17 protein-coding genes are annotated in these 21,263 nt (G+C 63.8%); 1 reads left to right on the top strand and 16 read right to left on the bottom strand.

The genetic code is table 11. The annotated features are described in order from the left end of the window. Positions 1 to 130: 130 nt before the first annotated feature. From PXJ20_RS11905 to PXJ20_RS11895, 3 genes are all read right to left on the bottom strand, one after another. A complete protein-coding gene (locus PXJ20_RS11905) occupies positions 131 to 2,383 on the bottom strand; it encodes an ATP-dependent DNA helicase (protein ID WP_421030790.1) in 2,253 nt (750 codons plus the stop codon). A gap of 61 nt (positions 2,384 to 2,444) precedes the next feature. Then, positions 2,445 to 2,678 carry a DUF465 domain-containing protein gene (locus tag PXJ20_RS11900; protein ID WP_017778047.1) on the bottom strand — a complete coding sequence of 78 codons (234 nt, stop codon included), beginning with the start codon at positions 2,676 to 2,678 and terminating at the stop codon, positions 2,445 to 2,447. Positions 2,679 to 2,788: 110 nt separating this feature from the next. Further along, entirely contained in the window at positions 2,789 to 3,700 is a 912-nt protein-coding gene (locus tag PXJ20_RS11895; RefSeq protein WP_421030789.1) for a colicin transporter, read from the bottom strand. A 166-nt stretch (positions 3,701 to 3,866) separates the two neighbouring features. Here PXJ20_RS11895 and PXJ20_RS11890 point away from each other — a divergent pair, with 166 nt between their 5' ends. Next, entirely contained in the window at positions 3,867 to 6,227 is a 2,361-nt protein-coding gene (locus tag PXJ20_RS11890) for a Tex family protein (protein WP_421030788.1), read from the top strand. Positions 6,228 to 6,380: 153 nt separating this feature from the next. Here PXJ20_RS11890 and PXJ20_RS11885 read toward each other — a convergent pair whose 3' ends face one another. The 13 genes from PXJ20_RS11885 to hisS form a co-directional block, all read right to left on the bottom strand. Continuing rightward, positions 6,381 to 8,267, bottom strand: a complete 1,887-nt coding sequence (locus PXJ20_RS11885) for a potassium transporter Kup (RefSeq protein WP_017778044.1) — start codon at positions 8,265 to 8,267, stop codon at positions 6,381 to 6,383. A gap of 359 nt (positions 8,268 to 8,626) precedes the next feature. Beyond that, positions 8,627 to 9,184, bottom strand: a complete 558-nt coding sequence (locus tag PXJ20_RS11880) for a phosphoribosyltransferase (protein ID WP_017778043.1) — start codon at positions 9,182 to 9,184, stop codon at positions 8,627 to 8,629. Positions 9,185 to 9,200: 16 nt separating this feature from the next. Further along, positions 9,201 to 10,547, bottom strand: coding sequence for an adenylosuccinate synthase (locus PXJ20_RS11875; RefSeq protein WP_017778042.1), 1,347 nt, complete (start codon positions 10,545 to 10,547; stop codon positions 9,201 to 9,203). Between the two features lie 218 nt (positions 10,548 to 10,765). Then, entirely contained in the window at positions 10,766 to 11,917 is a 1,152-nt protein-coding gene (locus PXJ20_RS11870) for an ATP phosphoribosyltransferase regulatory subunit (protein ID WP_421030787.1), read from the bottom strand. A 152-nt stretch (positions 11,918 to 12,069) separates the two neighbouring features. Further along, positions 12,070 to 12,261: a DUF2065 domain-containing protein gene (locus PXJ20_RS11865; RefSeq protein WP_017778040.1), complete on the bottom strand. Its 192-nt coding sequence runs from the start codon at positions 12,259 to 12,261 to the stop codon at positions 12,070 to 12,072. Positions 12,262 to 12,296: 35 nt separating this feature from the next. Continuing rightward, positions 12,297 to 13,199, bottom strand: coding sequence for a protease modulator HflC (hflC, locus tag PXJ20_RS11860; protein WP_421030786.1), 903 nt, complete (start codon positions 13,197 to 13,199; stop codon positions 12,297 to 12,299). A gap of 11 nt (positions 13,200 to 13,210) precedes the next feature. Continuing rightward, a complete protein-coding gene (hflK, locus tag PXJ20_RS11855; RefSeq protein ID WP_421030785.1) occupies positions 13,211 to 14,581 on the bottom strand; it encodes an FtsH protease activity modulator HflK in 1,371 nt (456 codons plus the stop codon). A 60-nt stretch (positions 14,582 to 14,641) separates the two neighbouring features. Then, complete coding sequence (gene hflX / locus PXJ20_RS11850; protein WP_421030784.1) at positions 14,642 to 15,877, bottom strand: GTPase HflX; 1,236 nt, start codon at positions 15,875 to 15,877, stop codon at positions 14,642 to 14,644. A 58-nt stretch (positions 15,878 to 15,935) separates the two neighbouring features. Further along, a complete protein-coding gene (hfq, locus tag PXJ20_RS11845) occupies positions 15,936 to 16,172 on the bottom strand; it encodes an RNA chaperone Hfq (RefSeq protein WP_033352116.1) in 237 nt (78 codons plus the stop codon). 140 nt (positions 16,173 to 16,312) lie between these two features. After that, positions 16,313 to 17,650, bottom strand: coding sequence for a ribosome biogenesis GTPase Der (der, locus tag PXJ20_RS11840; protein ID WP_017778035.1), 1,338 nt, complete (start codon positions 17,648 to 17,650; stop codon positions 16,313 to 16,315). 358 nt (positions 17,651 to 18,008) lie between these two features. Further along, positions 18,009 to 19,154, bottom strand: a complete 1,146-nt coding sequence (bamB, locus tag PXJ20_RS11835; RefSeq protein ID WP_026122096.1) for an outer membrane protein assembly factor BamB — start codon at positions 19,152 to 19,154, stop codon at positions 18,009 to 18,011. 69 nt (positions 19,155 to 19,223) lie between these two features. Next, positions 19,224 to 19,853 (bottom strand): tetratricopeptide repeat protein, encoded by a 630-nt coding sequence (locus PXJ20_RS11830; protein WP_421030783.1) that lies wholly within the window; start codon positions 19,851 to 19,853, stop codon positions 19,224 to 19,226. A 57-nt stretch (positions 19,854 to 19,910) separates the two neighbouring features. Further along, positions 19,911 to 21,251 (bottom strand): histidine--tRNA ligase, encoded by a 1,341-nt coding sequence (gene hisS, locus PXJ20_RS11825; protein WP_277597824.1) that lies wholly within the window; start codon positions 21,249 to 21,251, stop codon positions 19,911 to 19,913. Positions 21,252 to 21,263: the final 12 nt, after the last annotated feature.

Genomic DNA, 21,263 nt, shown 5'->3' with positions numbered 1-21,263 from the left:
GCCTTCGGGCGAACGTCTGCCAGAAGCCAGATGCGCTACACGCAAGTCCGGCTTCCGGCAGGCAAAAACAAAACGCCACGAAGTTCGCTTCGTGGCGTTTTGTTTTGCACGGTGTCTCTGATGCCGGCAATCAGCCGGTCTGCTTTCCTTCGTCGAAAAACTCCCGAACGACTTCGATCTCGCGTGTGCGCTTGAACGGCGGCAAGCTCTGCCAGATCCGACGTCCATATGGCTTATCCACGAGTCGTGTGTCGCAGATCATCAGCACGCCGCGGTCCGTCTCTGCGCGAATGAGCCGCCCCGCCCCCTGCTTGAGCGTGATGACAGCCTGCGGTAACTGATGGACAGCAAACGGGCTCAGCCCTTTCTTTGCTAGTGCGTCGAGGCGCGCAGCCAGAACCGGATCGTCGGGCGGCGCGAACGGCAGCTTGTCGATGACGACGAGCGACAGCGCATCGCCGCGCACGTCCACCCCTTCCCAGAAGCTCTGGCTGCCCACGAGAATGGCGTTGCCGTAGGCGCGGAATCGCTCCAGCAGTTCCGTGCGGCTCGCATCGCCTTGCACGAGCAACGGTGTATTCCATCCACGAGCGTCAATGGTGTCGCGCAATTTCGCCGCGATGCGGTCCACGGCACGCAGCGTCGTACAGAGCATGAACACGCCACCGCCGGAAGCTTCGATGGCGGGCAGCGCCGCGTCGAACACCGCGTCCGTGAATGCCGGCGACGATGGCTGCGGCAAATTGCGCGGCACGTATAACAAGCCTTGCGTCGGATAATCGAACGGACTGGGCAGCGTCATCGAGCGGCGCGCGTTCAGCCCCATCTGCGCAGCATAGTGCGTGAAATCGCCGCGCACCGACAGTGTTGCCGATGTGAAAACCCACGCACGCGGTACGCCGGCGCGCTGCTTCGCGAAGATAGGCGCCACCGACAACGGCGTCTCGTGCAGTTGAACCGTGTGCGAAAACACCTCGACCCAGCGGACCTTCTCTTCAGGATCCGTTGCGGCCTGCGTACCCGATGGGTTCTGCGCCGTCTCCTGCGGCTTCGAAGATGCGTTCGCGGGTTCGGGCACCGTCCATCCTGCAAGCGTGTCCTGCAACTCGCGTGCGCGGCGCAGGCAGGCACCCAATGACTCCGCTCGTTCGGCTTGACCGGCCAGGGCGGTGGCGAGTGCCGCAAGTTCTGTTTCGACCGCAACGAGCGCAGGGAAAAGCGGATGGTCCTCCGGCAGTTGCGCCACCGACAGTCGCACCGAGTCTTCCTTGAACGCCAGCCGCACATCGCGCGCTGCGCGCTCGAGCGCCGCGCCGAGCTTCACCCATTCGACAGCATCACGCGCATGACTGAGCCCTTCGGCAACACAGTCTCGTGCCAGTTCGAGCAGTTGCGCGGTGGAAAGCGTCTCGCCGAAGAAAAGCGTCGCGGTCTCGGGCAACTGGTGCGCTTCGTCGAAGATGATCGTGTTGGCCGTGGGCAGCAACTCCGCCATGCCCGTGTCGCGCAGCATGATGTCAGCGAAGAAGAGATGGTGATTGACCACCACGATGTCGGCCTGCTGTGCTTCGCGGCGCGCCTGCATCACGAAGCAGTCCTTGTAATTCGGACATTCCTGGCCGAGGCAGTTCTCGCGCGTCGAGGTCACCATCGACCATACGGCAGCTGTTTCCGGCACGCTCGCGAGTTCAGCCTTGTCGCCCGACTTCGTTATTTTCGCGAACCGCACGATCTCCTGAAGCCACGCCGTTTCCTGGCGCGACGGCAGGCGTCCGTTGTCGGCGGTGCGCTGCAGGTAGTAGTGGCAAAGGTAGTTCGCGCGCCCCTTGAGCATCGCGACCGAAACCGGCACGGCCAACGCATCGCGCACGGTCGGAATGTCGCGCTGAAACAGCTGGTCCTGAAGATGCTTGGTGCCGGTCGACACGACCACCTTGCCGCCCCAGAGCATGGCGGGCACGAGGTAGGCGTACGTCTTGCCCGTGCCCGTGCCGGCTTCCACGATCAGCGTGTTCTCGCCGCCGTCGATACCCGCCTGCTCGCCGTCACCGGAGCTGGCCGTGCCGTTATCCGCACCGGACGTGCTCGCGCCTTGCAGGCGCCGCGCCGGGCGCTTCTGCGTCTCGAACATGGCCGGATCGGGCATGGCACGCCCCGAGGCTTCCATGGCAGCCGCTACGGCCCGCGCCATCTCGATCTGCGAGGCACGTGGCCGGTAGCCCTCGATTTCGCGCGCAAGCACGCCGTCGGCCGCGAAGATGGCGTCGAGCTCCGACACGCGCCGGGCGTTCAGCACAGGCGCGCCGGCGTTGGCGCGCAACGCGGACACCGGTGCGTCGCCGTCGGGCGCTGCACCGGAAAGAGAAACAGGCGATGAATTCAAGGCAAGCGGTTTCCTGCAAAGTCCGGCGTGCGCATAGGCCCCGGCGCCTGCCAGGGCGCGGTTACACGCGCCTGTCGGATGTACTCAATGAATCGGGTTCCAGTTGCAGCTGCAACAGGATGATGTTGTCCTTGACCTTCAGCTTGCGCTTCTTGAGACGCTGCAGCTCCAGGTCATCGGAGCCGGGGTCGTCCGACATCCTCTCGATCAAACGGTCCAGATCACCGTGCTCCGATTCCAGTTGCAGAATGCGGTCGCGAATGACCTCGGTCTTGACATGATGTTGATCGCGCATGCTCGCCTCCTCACCGATGCGGCGAACGCCGCGCCGCGTGCGCGGTTCCGCCTGAGGTTGCCGTCCGACTGACAAGCGGCAGCGCAGGTGCTGCTGCCGCTCTTCCTGCCTTACTGCGACTGCTGCTGGCCCTGCTGTTGCTTCAACTGGTCCTGCTGCTTCTGCTGCGCCTTTTCGGCAGCCTGGCGCTGGCGCTCTTCCACGTCAGCCTTATGCTTTGTTGCGTCTTCCTGTTTCTGCTCGAAACGCTGAGCCTTCTCCTGCCGCTCCACGGCCTTCTGCTGGCCTTCGCGACGCGCCTCGTCGAGTTGCCGCTGGAAGTCGGCCTGCTTCTGGTCGTACGCGGCCTGGTTTGCCGCCTTTTGTGCCGCGTCCGGACCACGGCGCGCCTGATCGACTGCGTGTTGCTGCTGCTTCTGCTCGAACGCTGCGGCATTCGCCGCGCGCTGCGGCGCTTCGGCGGCGCGCTGGGCTTCGTCCAGCGCATGCTGGCGCTGCTTTTCCTCGTAGGTCTCTTGATTGCGTGCTTCGTCTGCGGCCCGCTGCGGCGCGTCGGCTTCGTCCTGAGCACGCCTGAGCGCCGCCTGCTGGTCGCGCTGCTGCGCCCGCACGGCACGCTGTTCGTCGTCGAGCGCGAGCTGTTCCTTGCGGATATCCGCCTGGACCGCGCGCATCTGATCGCGCGCCTTGCCAAGGCAGTGATTGACGAAGAAGGTGCTGTAGCAATTGTGCTGCGCCACGGCATAACGATAGTTGTTCTCCGCCCCACGCCGGTCGAGCTCCTTTTGCCGCACGTCGAAGTCGCTTTGCGCCGCGGGGGCGGTATCGGAACCGTTGGAAACAGGAGCGAAGGCACCGGCCGCAGGCCCCGCCGGCTGCGTCTGCGCAGCAACAGGTGACGCGAAAAAAATCGCGATCGACGCAGCCATCACAAGTGCAGCGCCAGGCGCGACATCCCGTGCCGCGGTAGCCCTGCCCATACCGGGCAAAACGGGGAAAAAACGCAAGTTTGTCAACGTCATCACAGGGCAACGGAACATGCCCGAAATTCTATCACCCTGAGCTTGAGCGCTCGGGCATTTATGGCAAAATGCCCCGCTTCAGCAATCCGCCGCGCAAGGCGCCCAGCCCGCCGGCGCGCGGCTTTCCGCGCCGCGGCGCGGGCCTCGCAGGAGCATCGAACAGCTTATGACGGACACCGTAGCACTCAAGATCGTACAGCGCATCGCCAACGAACTGTCGGTCCAGCCACGTCAGGTGGCGGCCGCCGTACAACTCCTCGACGAGGGATCGACCGTTCCGTTCATCGCCCGCTACCGCAAGGAAGTGACGGGGAACCTGGACGATACGCAGCTACGTACGCTCGAAGAGCGGCTCCTTTATCTGCGCGAGCTCGAAGAGCGCCGTGCGGCGATCATCGCCAGCATCGACGAACAGGGCAAGCTCACGGACGAACTGCGTGCAGCGATCGAAGGCGCCGATAGCAAACAGGTGCTCGAAGACCTTTATCTGCCCTATAAGCCGAAACGCCGCACACGCGCCCAGATCGCGCGCGAAGCAGGACTGCAACCGCTCGCAGACGCACTGCTCGCCGATCCGCAGCTCGATCCGCAGCTCGATCCGCAGACCGAAGCGGCGAAGTACGTCGATGCCGAAAAGGGCGTGGCCGATGTGAAGGCTGCGCTCGACGGCGCGCGCGACATCCTCTCCGAGCAATTCGGCGAAACCGCCGAGCTGCTCGGCAAGCTGCGCGACTACCTCTATAACCAGGGCGTGGTCTCGTCCAGCGTGATCGAAGGGAAGGAAGGCGAAGAAGGCGAGAAATTCCGCGACTACTACGACTACGACGAACCGATCAAAACCGTGCCGTCGCACCGCGCGCTCGCCCTCTTCCGCGGCCGCAACGCCGGCGTGCTGCTGGTAAAGCTCGGCTTGGGCGAAGAACTCGACGCGCAGGTGCCGCATCCCGGCGAGGCGATGATCGCGCGGCACTTCGGTATCGCGAATCAGGGCCGTCCCGCCGACAAATGGCTCGCCGATGTCTGCCGCTGGTGCTGGCGCGTGAAGGTGCAGCCGCACATCGAAAACGAGTTGCTCACGAACCTGCGCGAGCAGGCCGAAACGGAGGCGATCCGCGTGTTCGCGCGCAACCTCAAGGATCTGCTGCTCGCGGCGCCTGCGGGTCCGCGCGCCGTGATCGGTCTTGACCCGGGGCTGCGCACCGGCGTGAAGGTCGCCGTGGTGGATCGCACGGGCAAGCTGCTCGCCACCGACACAATCTACCCGCACGAGCCGCGCCGCGACTGGGATGGCTCGCTCGCGAAACTCGCACGCATTGCCCGCGAGACGCAGGCAGAGTTGGTCAGCATCGGCAATGGCACGGCCTCGCGCGAAACCGACAGACTCGCGGCCGAGCTGATCGCGCGCCATCCCGAACTGAAGTTGCAGAAGATCGTGGTCTCCGAAGCGGGTGCCTCGGTGTACTCGGCTTCGGAACTCGCCGCGAAGGAATTCCCCGATCTGGACGTTTCGCTGCGCGGCGCGGTATCGATCGCACGACGCCTGCAGGACCCGCTCGCCGAACTCGTCAAGATCGAGCCGAAGGCGATCGGCGTGGGACAGTATCAGCACGACGTAAATCAGCGCGAACTGGCACGCTCGCTCGACGCGGTGGTCGAAGACTGCGTGAACGCCGTGGGCGTGGATGCGAACACGGCGTCGGTCGCGCTGCTCGCGCGCGTGTCCGGTCTCAACGCTACGCTTGCACGCAATATCGTCGACTACCGCGACTCGAACGGTCCGTTCCCCTCGCGCGAGCATCTGCGCAAGGTGCCGCGCCTTGGCGACAAGACCTTCGAGCAGGCCGCCGGCTTCCTGCGCATCAATGGCGGCGAGAATCCGCTCGACCGGTCGTCGGTGCACCCGGAAGCGTATCCCGTCGTCGAACGGATTCTGGCGAAGATTCGCCGCGGCATCGGCGAAGTGCTGGGTAACCGCGACGCGCTGTCCGGACTCTCGCCCACCGAGTTCGTCGATGACCGGTTCGGCCTGCCCACCGTGCGCGACATCCTCACCGAGCTGGAAAAGCCCGGCCGCGACCCGCGTCCCGAATTCAAGACGGCGACGTTCCGCGAAGGCGTCGAGAAGATCTCCGATCTTTCGCCGGGCATGGTGCTGGAAGGCGTGGTCACCAACGTCGCGGCGTTCGGCGCGTTCGTGGACGTCGGCGTGCATCAGGACGGTCTCGTGCACGTGTCGGCCATGTCGACGAAGTTCATCAAGGACCCGCACGAGGTGGTCAAAGCCGGCCAGATCGTCAAGGTCAAGGTGCTCGAGGTCGACGTGAAACGCCAACGCATCTCGCTCACCATGCGGATGGACGACGACGTCGCTCCTGGCACGGCCTCAGGGCAGCGCAGCGGCGCTCGGGACGACCGCGCCACGCAGGGACGCAATGGCGGCGGCGCAAGACCTCAGCCGCGCTCGCGCGAGCCCGAAGCAGCGGGCGCCATGGCGGCCGCCTTCGCGAAGCTGAAGCAGCGCGGCTAATCACCCGGAGACACGGCGCAGACGGCATGCGAGAGTGCCGCGCGTCGTGCACATCGTGCGCGTTCGTGTGTTGGCGCAGAAGGGCACGCACAGGCCAAAACAAAAACGGGGATCCAAGGGATCCCCGTTTTTCTATGACGCAGCCTGCGCCGATCAGATCTCGATCTTCGTACCCAGTTCGACCACGCGGTTGGCGGGAATCGCAAAGAAGTCGGTCGGCTTCGCAGCGTTCTGATGCATCCAGGCGAACACACGCTCGCGCCACAGCGACATGCCGGGCAACTGTGTCGGCACCACGGTTTCGCGCGCGAGGAAGAACGACGTGTCCATCATGTCGAAGGTCATGTTGTGCTGCTCGCCCATATGGAGCAACACGGCCTTCACGTCAGGCGTCTCGTTGAAGCCATAGTCCGCCTTCACGAGAAAAAGTCCGCCGCCAATGTCTTTGACCGTCATGCGCTCCTCGTCCTTCACGTAAGGAATATCGCGCGTGACGAACGTGAGGAAGATGGTGCGCTCGTGCAGCACCTTGTTGTGCTTGAGGTTGTGCAGCAGGCTGACCGGCACGAGCGCCGCGCTGCCCGTCAGATAGATCGCGGTACCCGACACGCGATGCGGCGGATGCGCGAGCAGGCCCTGCAGGAACGGCATGAGCGGAATACCGTCGGCCGCCGTGCGTTCCTTGACGATCATGCGCCCCTTGTACCAGGTCATCAGCAGGAAGAACAGCAGTGCCCCGACACCAAGCGGCAGCCAGCCGCCCTCCTCGACCTTCAGCAGATTGGCGCCGAAGAAGCCGAGGTCCACTGTCATGAAGACCGCGATGATGACAGCGACCAGCACCTTGTTCCAGTTCCACACATTGACCATGACGACACAGGCGAGCACGGTGGTAATGACCATCGTGGCGGTCACGGCAATGCCGTATGCGGCAGCGAGATTGTCCGAACTCTTGAATCCGATGACGATGCACAGGATCACGGCCAGCAGCAGCCAGTTCACGACGGGCACATAGATCTGCCCGATGGCAAGCTCGGACGTATGGAGAACCTTCATGCGCGGCACGTAGCCGAGCTGGATCGCCTGGCTCGTCAGCGAATACGCGCCTGAAATCACGGCCTGCGACGCAATCACCGTGGCGACCGTCGAGAGCACGACGAGCGGCAGCAATGCCCATTCGGGCGCGAGCAGGAAAAACGGATTCTCGATGGCCTTCGGGTTGTGCATGAGCAGTGCACCTTGCCCGAAGTAATTGAGCACGAGCGACGGCATCACGAGCACATACCAGGCCACGCGAATCGGCTTCGCGCCGAAGTGACCCATGTCTGCGTAAAGCGCTTCGGCGCCCGTGAGCACCAGCACAACAGAACCGAGCACCACGTAGGCCTGCAGCATGTGCGCAGACATGAACGCGACGGCATACCACGGATTGAGCGCGGCGATGATGCCAGGCGACTGCGCGACGTGCCAGACGCCGAGCGCGCCAATGGTGGCGAACCACACCAGCATGATGGGCCCGAAAAGACGGCCGACCACGGCCGTGCCGTGTCGCTGGATCCAGAACAGCGCGATAAGGATGACGATGGTGAGCGGCACCACCAGATGCGCCAGCTTGGGCGCGGCGACTTCCAGACCCTCGACGGCCGAGATCACCGAAATGGCCGGCGTGATGACCGCGTCGCCATAGAACATGCAGGAACCGAAGATGCCGAGCATCATCAGCACCCCCGCCGCTTTGGTCTTCGTGCCGAACGGACGCAGCGAGAGCGCCATCAACGCGAGTACGCCGCCTTCGCCGTTGTTGTCGGCCCGCATCACGAACAGCACGTACTTGATGCTGACCACGATGATGATTGCCCAGAACAGCAGCGAGGCGACGCCGAGAATCGACGTTTCGTTCAGCGGAATGCCGTGGGAGGGACTGAACGCCTCTTTCAGCGCATACAGCGGGCTGGTGCCGATGTCACCGAAGACGACGCCGATGGCGGCGAGCGCGAGAGACGGCAACGAATGCTTGCCCGCGTGATTGCTATCGTTCATAAGCGGTTTGCGTGTCGGGGCGAAAAACGTGCGCTATTCTAAACCGGGCCTCCAAATCTGGCCCCGTGCTCGTTGTGGCAGCACCACGTAGTCAGACTGGACAGTCTGGCGCCGCACTGTTACAGACGCCACGGCAGTGGCGGCATGCCGACTTCCCGATGGGTTAGTTCGTCATCGAAACGACCGGTCGTTCGCAGTCTGGTGGCGTCAGCCGACGCCTGCGTTTCGCACGAACGCGTAGCTTGCATGAAAAACGGAGCCGATAGTGGCTCCGTTTCGATTCGCGACACGTGCAGTTTGCCGGCCATGCCGATCGTCAGCCTGGCGACCGTTGCTCACGTGTCGCTCTACTTGCGGCGTTACGGCTGCTTGCCCGTGCCGCGCTTGATCCATGCGCCGAGGTTGTGCGGCCTGACCGTGTCCCACTCTTCGAACGGCTGATGAATCCACGGATTGGTGGGCAGGTGCTGCACGTAATAATCGGGCTTCACCTTCGAGCAGGCCTTGTACCAGAGCACCGCCGAACGCACCGTCTCGACCGCCGGATAGCGATCTTTCAGATGCTGCTGCACGCGTGCCAGCGTCACGCCGGAGTCCACGAGGTCGTCGACCAGCAGCACGTTGCCCGACAGCTCACCACGCGTCATCGTGATGTACTGGGCGATATCCAGGTCGCCCTGCTGTGTGCCCGCCGCCTCGCGATACGAACTCGTGGCGAGGATCGCGAGCGGTAGATCGTAGATGCGCGACAGCTGATCACCCACGCGCAGTCCGCCTCGCGCAAGACACAGGATCTTGTCGAACTTCCAGCCTGAGTCATGGACGGCGAGCGCCAGCAGTTCGATCAGGCGGTGGTACTCATCCCAGTTGACCCACAGGTTCCGGTCGTCGTTGCGCGGATCCGTCATCTGAATCATGTCCGTACCTCGCCAGTCAGACCTTGAACGGATGGCGCAGCAGGATCGTTTCGTCGCGATCGGGACCGGTGGACACCATGTCGATTGGCACGCCCGCCACCTCCTGCACGCGCTGCAGATAAGCCTGCGCGTTGGCCGGCAGCTTGTTCCACTCCGTAATGCCGATCGTGCTTTCCTTCCAGCCGCCGAAGGTTTCGTAGACCGGTTCGCAACGCGCGACTTCGGACGCGCCGCGCGGCAGGATGTCCGCGTCCTTACCGTCCATCTTGTAGCCGACGCACAGCTTGACCTCGTCGAGGCCGTCGAGCACGTCGAGCTTCGTGATGCACAGGCCGGACACGCCGTTGATCTGGATGGAGCGGCGCAGCGCGGCGGCATCCAGCCAGCCCGTACGGCGCGGACGACCCGTCACCGAGCCGAATTCCTTGCCCACGTTGGCGAGCGTCACGCCCACCTGTTCCTGACGCTCCGGATTGTCGGCGTCGTACAGTTCGCTCGGGAACGGGCCCGAACCCACACGCGTGCAATACGCCTTCGTGATGCCGAGAATGTAGTTCAGCTTTTGCGGACCCACGCCCGCACCCGCAGTGGCCGCACCGGCCACGCAGTTGCTCGAAGTGACGAACGGATAGGTGCCGTGATCGATGTCGAGCAGCGTACCCTGCGCACCTTCGAACAGCAGATTGCGCCCTTCGTGGTTTTCGTCGTAGAGGCGGCGCGATACGTCCGTCACCATAGGCGCGAGACGGTCGGCATAGCTCAGCATCGTATCGAGCGTCTGCTGGAAGTCGACTGCGGGCGCACCCAGGTACTGGGTCAACACGAAATTGTGGAAGTCGAGGTTTTCGCGCAGACGATCCGCGAAGGCCTTGGGCTCGAACAGGTCTTGCACGCGCAGCCCCCGGCGGCCCACCTTGTCTTCGTAGGCCGGCCCGATGCCGCGCCCCGTCGTGCCGATCTTGCCGGCGCCGCGGCGCGCTTCACGTGCCTGGTCGATTGCGATGTGATACGGGAGAATCAGCGTGGCCGCTTCGGAAATGAAGAGACGCTTTACGACGTCGATGCCAGCGCTTTCGAGTTCGTCGATTTCCTTGAACAGGGCTTCGGGCGACAGCACGACACCATTGCCGATGTAGCACGCCACGCCGGGACGCATGATGCCCGACGGGATCAGACGCAGGATGGTTTTCTTGCCGCCGATGATGAGCGTGTGGCCCGCGTTGTGGCCGCCCTGGAAACGCACGACGCCCTGAGCGTGGTCCGTCAGCCAGTCGACGATCTTGCCTTTGCCCTCATCTCCCCACTGGGTCCCTACGACAACGACGTTGCGCCCGGGATTCACATTCACTGCGCTGGCAGACATGGTGTTTCGTAAGCTGGTTAAAAACGTATTTTACCTGGGTTCGCGCAGGGTTCCGAGTTTTTTCCCGAATTTTCCTTTTGCGCTCAACGATATGGCGCGATCCGACTGCCCATTGGACAACCCGCTTCGACGCTGACAAAAGCGTCCCGCGCCACTTCGAGCGCCAGCTTTCGCCGATCGTGAAGACAATGTTCGGAGCCGCGCCTCAGGGCCGTGCTTCAGGGTCGTGCTTCAACGACCCAGGCGCCGTTGCGCTCGACCAACACGCGGTCGCACGCGAACTCGTCGAGATCGTGCTCGTGTCCGGGCAGCGCCTGAATCACGACTTCGCCTGCGTCGCGCAGCGCGGCGACACTCGCCCGCAGCGCATCGCCGTGCTGCCACGGCGCGAGAATCGCACTGCTGCGCGCCTCCACTGGCGAGACACGCGCGACTTCGCGCAGGTCCAGCGAAAAACCGGTTGCGGCGCGGGCACGCCCGTAGGCCTGACCGATCTGGTCGTAGCGGCCACCGCGAGCCACCGCATTCGGCACACCATCGACATACGCGGAGAACATCACGCCGCTGTGATACGCGTAGCCGCGCAGGTCAGCGAGATCGATCATGACTTCGGCGCCTTCGACCTGGCCCGCGAGGAACTCGAGGTCGTCGAGCGCGCGCCCGATCTCGGGCCGCTGCGGCAGCCGTGCGCGGGCTTCGGCGAGCACCGATGCGTCACCGTACAGCATGGGCAATGCGCGCAGTGCGTCGCGCATCACGGGCTCCAGCGACGCGGTGAGTTCCGCAAGCCGCGGGACGTCTTTGCCCGCAAGCGCTTCATACAAAGTCTCGCCGAGTGCCGTCACGGCCGGTTGGCCGTCCATCAGTGCAGCGAGCACACCGGCATGGCACAGGTCGAGCCGCACTTTCGCAAGGCCCGCAAGCCGCAGCGCGTCCAGCATCAATTGCTGGATCTCGACGTCGGCCTCGAGGCCGCCATGACCGTAGATTTCCGCGCCGATCTGAATCTGCTCACGCGTCGCGTGCAGCCCACGGGGACGCGTATGCAGCACGTTTCCGGCGTAGCACAGCCGCGTCACGCCCTGGCGATTGAGCAAATGGGCATCGATGCGTGCCACCTGCGGCGTCATGTCGGCACGCAGACCCAGCGTGCGGCCCGACAACTGGTCCACGAGCTTGAACGTGCGCAGGTTCAGATCGCTGCCGGCGCCCGTCAGAAGCGACTCGATATATTCGAGCAGCGGCGGCATGACCATCTCGTAGCCATACGAGCGGAAGCGGTCCAGCAGGCGGCGCCGCAACTCTTCGATCTTGCGCGCCTCGGCGGGCAGCACGTCGGCGATATTCTCGGGAAGTAACCAGGTCGACATCGGTTGAGTCCTACAACATTGAAAACGGCGCTTGCGTACCGCTAAAACGGCAGCGCAATGGAGTGATAGCACTCTGGCGCCTTGCCGGCATCACGGCACGTATCGCGTGCGTTGGGCGTGCCTTCGGGCGTTCGTTCCGACTGCCGCACAGCCTACGTGGCGATCAGCAGCAGCACGAGCCCGAGCCCCATCACGATCAGGCCGCCGATGCGAATGTGATGCACCGGACGCTCCGCTATTCTACGAAACGTGTCACGCCACGCCGACGGAAACACGAACGGGAACATGCCCTCGATGATCAGCATGAGGGCGATCGCGAGCAACAACGAGCCGGCTATGTCCATGGGGGCAAGGCGCCGCGTGCAATGCGCGGCGTTCGTTAGTGTTTGCGCGGGGGAGCGGGGGTATCCGAAGGGCTGGTACCACCGGGACCACGCATGAAGCGGAAAAACTCGCTCGACGAATCGACGACCACGACGTCGTTCGGCTTGAAGCTCGCCCGGTACGCCTGCATGCTCTGATAGAACTGATAGAACTGCGGGTCGCGGCTGAATGCCTGTGCCGCAATCGCCGCAGCCTTGCCGTCCCCCTCGCCCTTGATCGACTGCGCCTCGCGATATGCGTCGGCCACGACCGCCTGTTGCTGACGCTCGGCGTCAGCCTTGATCTGCTCGGCCTCAGATGCACCTTGTGCGCGCTCGTCGCTCGCCTGCTGCTCGCGCGCCGCGATCATGCGCTTATAGACGGTGTCGGCCATGGCAGCTGGAAAGTCGACGCGCGTGAGCGTGATGTCGAGCACATCGACGCCCAGCGGCGCGGCCGCCTTCTGCAATTCGTCGCGCGCCGTGGCGGCGATGTCCTGCTGCTTCGCGAGTGCATCGGTCAACGTGTATTTCGAGAACGTGTCGCCCAGCACGTCACGTGACAGCGAAGCGAGACGGTCCGTGAGCGTCTGCGTGTCGCCCTTCGTCGCGGCGAACAGCTTGAGCGGCTCGCTCACGCGATACCTGATGACGGGATTCACGAGCAGGTCGGTCTTGTCGGACGTCGTGTATTTGTCGGCATCGGGCGCATCGAAACTGCGCACGCGCGTATCGATCCACGTCGCCGTCTGCAACGGAGGTGGCAACTTCACGTGCAGCCCCGCGCCGACGACGGCCGGCACGCCGCCGCCACGGCCCGAGACCACGACCACGTGGCGCGGATCGACCACGAATACCGTGGACGACGCCACGAGCAATACAACGACGATAGCGATGACGAGCGCAATGATTCGATTCATGTCGGCGCTCCTTACTGCAGATCGTCTTCGCGGCCGCGGCTGCGGAACGCGTCGCGCGAGCGCAGTGCGTCGTCCGACGCGGCCGCCGGACTGGCGGCGCTGGCCGGCGCAGGTGCAGAGGCCGAAGAGGCAGCCGACGCGGCAGGGGCCGGCGCGGCCTGCATCGCCGCGGCTCCGGACGAAGCCGACGCGGCTTCCGCCGCCCGGCGGCGCGTTTCGTCGACGATCTTGTCGAGCGGCAAATAGATCACGTTGTTGCCCGATTTGCTGTCGACGAACACCTTCGTCGTGTTCGAGTAGATGTGCTGCATGGTGTCCAGATACAGACGTTCGCGAATCACCGCAGGCGCCTTCGCGTACTGTTCGTAGACCTGCGTGAAGCGGTCGGCGTCGCCTTGCGCTTCGGCAACGACGCGGTCGCTGTAAGCCTTCGCATCGTCGATCATGCGTGCAGCGTCAGCCTGGGCACGCGGGAGCAGCTGGTCAGCGTAGGCCTTCGCGTCGCGCTTCGCGCGCTCGCGGTCCTGACGGGCCTTCGCGGCGTCGTCGAACGCGGACTGCACCTGCTCCGGCGGCTGAACACCCTGGATCGTCACGCCGACCACTGCCAGACCGGTCTTGTACGCATCCAGCGACCGCTGGATGGAATCGGTCAGCTGCTGGCGAATCGCTTCGCGATCCTGATAGAGCACGTCGCTGGTGCTGCGCGCACCCACGATTTCGCGCACGGCCGCCTGCGCCGCCTGCGTCACGCTCAGATCGGGATCAGCGCTCTGGAAGAGATAGTCGTTGGGTTGGCGGATCTGATACTGGACGACGAAGCGCAAGTCGAGGATGTCGCCGTCACGGGTAAGCATGGACGCGTCCTTGACGTTGGCCTGACGCACCACATTGCTGCGGCCGATCTCGACCGAACGGATCTGCCCGACGTTGACGGTCTCGTGCGTTTCGAACGGATACGGAAGCCGCCAGTGCACGCCCTGCTGCGCCGTGTAGCGATACTGGCCGAACTGGAGCACCACGGCGGCCTGCCCTTCCTGCACGACGAACACGCCGCTGCCAAGGTACACCGCAAGCAGCACGCCGATGACGATGCCCACGCCAATGCGCGCACCGCGGCCGTTATCGGGCCGACGCTCGCCCAGCCCAGGCCCGCCGGATCCTTTACGGCCGAACAGCCCCGACAGACGCCGGTTGAAGTCGCGCCACATTTCGTCGAGATCGGGAGGGCCGTCACCGCCGTTCTTGCCATTCTGCGGACGGCGCGATTCGTCCGAACGCTGACCGCCACCATTGCCCTCGCCGCGTCCCCAGCGGGGATCGTTCAGCGAAAAAATGCCACGTGATCGCAGCCAGCCAATCCGCTTCTTGTAATCGTTCACCTGTGTTCGTTCGCCAGTGTAGACAGCGGGTCGTTGCGTGTTCATGCGGACGGGAGCGAGTCAGTGCCCGTGTTCCGGGACCTTGCGGGAATCGTGCGGTGCCACGGGCCACTCGTGTTGCGGCCCGTCTTGTGGCTCATTACGTACGTCAAGTACGTCATGTACGCCTCGTACGTCACGCACTTCGTCCGAAAGATATTCGGCAGTAGCGATTTCTGCGATGGCGGCGCGCAATGCATCGAGCCCCTGGCCCGTGCGCGCGCTCAAAAAGACGCGCGAAATATTACCATACTCATCACGCTCGACAGCACTGCCGCGGGCCGCCAGCTCAGGCACCGCGTCGATCTTGTTGAACACGAGCACCTGGCGGATGGAGTCCGCACCGATGTCGTGCAGCACGCCGTTCACCTGTTCGATCTGGTCGAGCCGCACAGCACTCGACGCGTCGACGACGTGAAGCAGCAAGTCAGCGTGAACCGTTTCTTCGAGCGTGGCGCGAAACGCCGCCACGAGCTGGTGAGGCAGTTCGCGAATGAACCCTACCGTGTCGGAAACCACCACCTGCCCCACCTCGTCGCCCAAATAGACGCGGCGCGAGGTGGTGTCGAGCGTGGCAAAGAGCTGGTTTGCCGCGTAGGCCTGTGCCTTCGTCAGCGCATTGAACAACGTCGACTTGCCCGCGTTCGTGTAGCCCACGAGCGATACCGACATGGTGCGGTTGCGCTCTCGCTGCCGGCGTTGCGTGCCATGCTGACGGCGCAGCTTCGCAAGACGCGACTGCAACATCTTGATGCGCTCGCCGATGAGGCGACGGTCGGTTTCGAGCTGCGTCTCACCGGGGCCGCGCAGACCGATACCGCCCTTCTGGCGCTCGAGGTGGGTCCACGCTCGAATGAGCCGCGTAGACAGATACTGCAACTGTGCAAGTTCGACCTGCAGCTTGCCTTCGTGGCTGCGGGCGCGTTGCGCGAAGATGTCGAGAATGAGGCTCGTGCGGTCCACCACACGCCGGTTAAGCGTTCGCTCCAGATTACGCTGCTGCGCAGGCGCGAGCGCGTGATTGAAGATGACGATTTCGACGTCGTTCGCCTCGCACGCGAGGCGCAACTCTTCCGCCTTACCGCTGCCGACGAACATGGCGGCATCGGGACTGGAACGGCGACCGGTGAGTGTAACGGCGGGATGGGCGCCCGCGCTTTGCGCGAGCAGGCTGAGTTCTTCGAGGCTGGCTTCGAAATCGATCTTGCCGAAGTCGATGCCGACGAGCGCTGCGTTGATCAAATTGGAGGATGTCAAAATAGAAACGGCCGGTTCGTGTCGCCGACTGGCGACGCTGCGCCGGCCGCGACGGGGATCAGGTGGATTCGGTATCCGGGTGGAAATTCACGGGGCGCGCAGGCACGACCGTCGAGATGGCGTGCTTGTACACCATCTGGGTCACCGTGTTCCGGAGCAACACAACGTACTGGTCGAACGATTCGATGTTCCCTTGAAGCTTGATGCCGTTGACGAGATAGATCGAAACCGGCACATGCTCTTTACGCAGTGCGTTCAAAAACGGGTCTTGTAACAATTGCCCTTTGTTGCTCATAGCAAACTCCGTATTTTTTTGCAGGTTGTCCAGATTGACGGCGAGGAAAAAGAAATTCGCCGCCAATCGCTACACTATAGCCGATTTTCATTTCGGCGCGAGTCCCGGCCATCCGGCCAAACCCGTGCCACACATGGGTCTCAGCCTTTGTCGGTGTACGGGTTCTTGGACGATCGGAACTCTATGCGCAATGGAGTCCCGGTTAGCGCGAAAGTTTCCCGGAAGCGATTTTCGAGGTACCGCTTGTACGTATCGGTGACCGCGTCGAGGGCGTTGCCGTGAATCACGATGATGGGCGGGTTCTGTCCCCCCTGGTGTGCGTAGCGCAGTTTCGGACGCACCGGCCCGCGGCGGCGCGGCTGCTGGAACTCCACGGCGTCGATGAGAGCACGCGTGAGTTTCGGTGTGGGCAGCTTCGACATCGCGGCCGCGTAGGCAGCATCCACAGAACGCATCAATGCGCCGATGCCGAAATTCTCGGTAGCCGAAATGAAGTGGAACTTCGCAAACTCGAGAAATTTTAGCTTGCGCTGCAAGGTGTGCTTCGTGCGCTCTCGCACATGCTCGTCGAGCCCGTCCCACTTGTTCACGCCCACCACGAGCGCGCGACCCTGCTCCACAACGAAGCCCGCGATGTGCGCGTCCTGGTCCGAGATGTCCTGGCGCGCGTCCAGCAACAGGATCACAACGTTGGCGTCGGCGATGGACTGCAACGTCTTCACCACCGAGAATTTTTCGATGGCCTCGAACACCTTGCCGCGACGGCGCAAACCAGCGGTGTCGATGAGCGTGTACTTCTTGCCCTGCCGTTCGAAGTCGACGTAGATGGAGTCGCGTGTCGTGCCTGGCATGTCGAACGCAATCACGCGATCTTCGCCGATCAGCGTGTTGACGAGCGTGGACTTGCCCACATTCGGGCGCCCCACGATCGCGATCTTGACGCCGTGCGCTTCCTTCTCTTCTTCCGTTTCTTCGGGGTATCCCGCGTACGCGACGCCGAGCGCCTCGTTGATCATTTCCGTCACGCCGTCGCCATGCGCCGCCGAGATGGCACGCGGGTCGCCGAGCCCCAGTTCGTAGAAGTCAGCAGCCACCGCGCTGTACTTCATGCCCTCGGCCTTGTTGATGACGAGGAAAATCGGCCGGCCGGTCTTGCGCAAATAGTCGGCGATGTTCTTGTCCTGCGGCGCGAGACCATTGCGGCCGTCCACGATGAACACGACGACGTCGGCCTCTTCCACGGCCTGGCGCGTTTGCCGGGCCATCTCGTGGAGAATGCCGTCCTTGGCGATCGGCTCGAAGCCGCCCGTGTCCACGACCAGGTACGGACGATCGCCCGCCCGCCCTTCGCCGTAGTGACGGTCGCGCGTGAGGCCCGGCAGGTCCGCGACAAGTGCGTCGCGCGAACGCGTGAGCCGGTTGAACAGGGTGGATTTCCCCACATTGGGGCGCCCAACGAGGGCGATTACGGGTTTCATCTGATGTCGTTCACGGTGAAGCGCTGCACCGGCCGCCGAACCGGCACGGCAAGGTCACGCTGTGCAGCCGCGCGGCCGCACTTGATGCAAATTATCACGATCCGGGCGCGATCGGGCGTTGCCCGGCAAACCGCCGATCGTGCAGTACGAAAAACACGCCGGGCCGGTATGAGACCGGCCCGCATGTTCGCATTTCGATGTAGGCAAACCGCGGCTTACGTCGGGGCGCCTGAGGACGAGGGCAATCGTCTCGTCGATACCGCTCGCCCCGCTCTTGTTTCCAGCCTTCGTCGGCCGCCGGCCTTGAAGAGAAGAGACGTGTGTTGCGGGCGGGCGCAAGACACGAAAGACTCGAGAATCAGCGCGGACGGAACCCGTACAGGTCGCCGTCGTGCGTCTGGACGACTAGCGTGTCGCCGGCTAGAACCGGGGCCGCCGTGATCGGGCTGCCGTCCGTCTTCACGCGGGCGATCAGGCTGCCGTCGTCACGCGACAGGAAGTGCACGTAACCCTGGTAGTCGCCCACCACCGCCGCATGGCCGAGCAGGTACGGCACGCTGACCTCGCGGTTCTTGAGCTTGTCGCTGCGCCACAGCAGTGCGCCGCTCGATGCGTCGAACGCGTCCACCACCGACCAGTCGTCGCCGCCCACGACCACGCGGTCGTCCTGCGCGATGCCGCTCGTGCTCGAGAACGGCTTTTCCCAGATTGGATGGCCGGAGTTCGCATCGAAGCAACCAAGCTGGCCCTGGAACGTCACGGCGCAGGTCGCCGCGCCCACGAGCGTCGGCGCGCCCGTCACATCGTTGATGCGTTCGACTTCCGTCACGCCCTTCGGATACGAAACCGGCGTTTCCCAGAAGGCGTCGCCCGTCTGCAGGTTAATGGCCGCAAACGTGCCGCCCGGGAAGCCCGCCAGCACCGCGGCATTGCCCGCGAACGTCATGCCGGCCGACACGCGCAGGTTAAGCGGCACGGCACGGTTGCGATACACCCACTTCTGCTCGCCCGTTTCGGCATTGAACGCGGTGATCTGGCCGTCGACCGTGCGCACCACGACGAAACCGTTGCCGACGAGCGGCGGCGAAATGATTTCGCCCGGCGCGGTCGCCTTCCAGAGCAGCTTGCCCTCTGCTCCGAGCACGTAGACCTGGCCCTTCAGCGCGCCCACAGCCGTCAGCGTGCCGTCGCTGCCCACGCCTGCGGACAGGTTGCTGTCCACCTTCGTGTGCCAGATTTCTTTGCCGGTCTTGCCATCGAACTTGGCAACCGAGCCATTCGTGCCCGCGGCATAGACCGCGTCACCCACCGCGACCGGCGAGAACAGGTAACGTCCGCTCTTGCCGACGCTTGCCTTCCACGCCTGTTGCACTTCGAGCACGGGCTTGAAGTCCGTGAGTGGCGTGGGCACGCGGCGCTCGTCTTTCGTCGATGAGCAGGCCGCCATCGTAAGGACAGTCATCGCGCAGGCAACGGGCACAGCGTATCGTTTCAGCAGATTCATCGGTGGACGAAACATGTATGGAAATTAATCAAATGAAGCGGTTCTGACCGCCGCTCTCGTGTGACGGACTCAGCCGCCAAGCGCGTCCAGCTTGAACTGGATCAGCTGACGCGACGAGGTATCGCTCTGGGGCAGCGAGTCGAGCGCGAGCTTGTACGCCGCCCGCGCATCGTCACGCTTGCCGGCGGCAGCGAGCAGGTCGCCCCGGCCGTCGGCCACCACGCCCTTGAATGCGTCGGATTCCGGTGTTGCGAGCAACGCGAGGCCCTGATCGTAGGCTTTCTCGTCGAGCAGCAGCGACGCGAGACGCAGCTTCGCGATCTGGCGGAATTCGTCGTCCTTCGCGTGGTCGATGGTCCACTGGAGTTGTGCCTTCGCGCCCGCTGTGTCGCCTGCCGTGTAGAGCGCCCTGGCTGCTTCCAGCGCTGTCATCTGCGCGTAGGCCGTGCTGCCGTAGCGGTCCTCCATGTCGGAGGCGATGCGGCCGACCGTCGCCTTGTCGCCCGACTGAACCGCCTGCTGCACCTGGTCGTACAGCACGGCGGCCTGAGCCGCCTGGCGACGCTGCCAGAAATTCCAGCCGTTCCAGGCCGCAGCGGCGAGCAGCACCACCAGCACCACCCACGTGGTCGCATTACCCCATTGCGCCCACCATGCCTTCAGGCTTTCGATCGATTCCTGTTCGTCGTGATAACTCATCGCGAAGCGATTTCCTCTTTATTGCGTGCGTGCTTTTGTTGTCGCGCGATCCCGCGATCAGTCCTCGCCGTCTTCGGCGGTTGCAACCATGGCACCGATTAGAAATTCGGTCAAGTCTTCGACCGGCACCGTTTGCTGCTCTCCCTTACCGTCTTGCTGAGCCGCGGCGCGCAGCGCTTTGACACCGGCTGTACCGTTTGCGATCTCGTCTTCGCCGAGAATCACGGCGAACGCCGCACCGCTGGCATCCGCCCGTTTCATCTGCGACTTGAAGCTCGCGGACTGGCCGTCGGCGCTGCAATGCAGGATGACGTCGAGACCCGTGTCGCGCAGACGCTCCGCAATGACGAACGCCTGCGCGCGCGCCGGTTCGCCCTGATGCACGACGTAGACGTCACAGCCTTCGTCCTCGGGCACGAGGTCCTCTTCTTTGAGAAGCTCCAGAATCCGTTCAACGCCCATCGCCCAGCCGCATGCACCGGTCGGCTTGCCGCCCAGTTGCTCGATCAGCGGGTCGTAGCGGCCGCCCGCGGCAACCGTGCCTTGGGCGCCCAGCTTGTCGGTGATCCACTCGAAAACCGTGAGATTGTAGTAATCGAGCCCGCGCACGAGACGCGGATTGATCGTGAACGGAATGTTGTTCGCCTTGAGGATGCGCTGTAACCCATCGAAATGCGCGCGCGACTCCTCGCCGAGAAAATCGATCAGCTTCGGCGCGTTCTGCGCAATTTCCTGCAGTGCCGGATTCTTCGTGTCCAGCACGCGCAGCGGATTCGTATAGAGACGCCGTTTCGCGTCTTCGTCGAGCACGTCCTTGTGCTGTTCGAGGTACGCGATCAACTCGACGCGATGGGCGGCCCGCTCGTGCGCGAGGCCCAGCGAATTGAGTTCCAGGCGAATGCCGGTCAGGCCGAGGTCATCCCACAGCCGCTGGCACATGAGGATGATTTCGGCGTCGGCATCGGGGCCGGCGAAGCCAAGCGCTTCGATACCCACCTGATGAAACTGCCGGTAGCGGCCACGCTGCGGACGCTCGTGGCGGAACATCGGCCCGATGTACCACAGCCGCTTCGGACCGTCGTACAGCAGGTTATGCTCGATGGCCGAACGCACGACCGCGGCCGTGTTCTCGGGACGCAGCGTGAGGTTCTCGCCGTTGAGCGCGTCGGTGAAGCTGTACATCTCCTTTTCGACGATATCGGTCACTTCGCCAATACCGCGCGTGAAGAGCTGCGTATGCTCGACAATCGGCGTGCGGATGTTCTGGTATCCGTACGAACGGAGCATCGACTTCACGGTCGATTCGAAAAATTCCCACAGACCGGCGTCCTGCGGCAAGACGTCGTTCATGCCTTTCACACCGGCCAGCTTCTCGAGCTTTCTTTTCTGTTCTGTCATCTGTCTGCGTAG

The sequence above is a fragment of the Paraburkholderia sp. A1RI_3L genome, assembly GCF_048957895.1.
Lineage (GTDB): Bacteria > Pseudomonadota > Gammaproteobacteria > Burkholderiales > Burkholderiaceae > Paraburkholderia > Paraburkholderia kururiensis.
The sequence above is the reverse complement of the archived record's forward strand: the minus strand, read 5'-3'. Positions and strand labels throughout refer to the sequence as shown.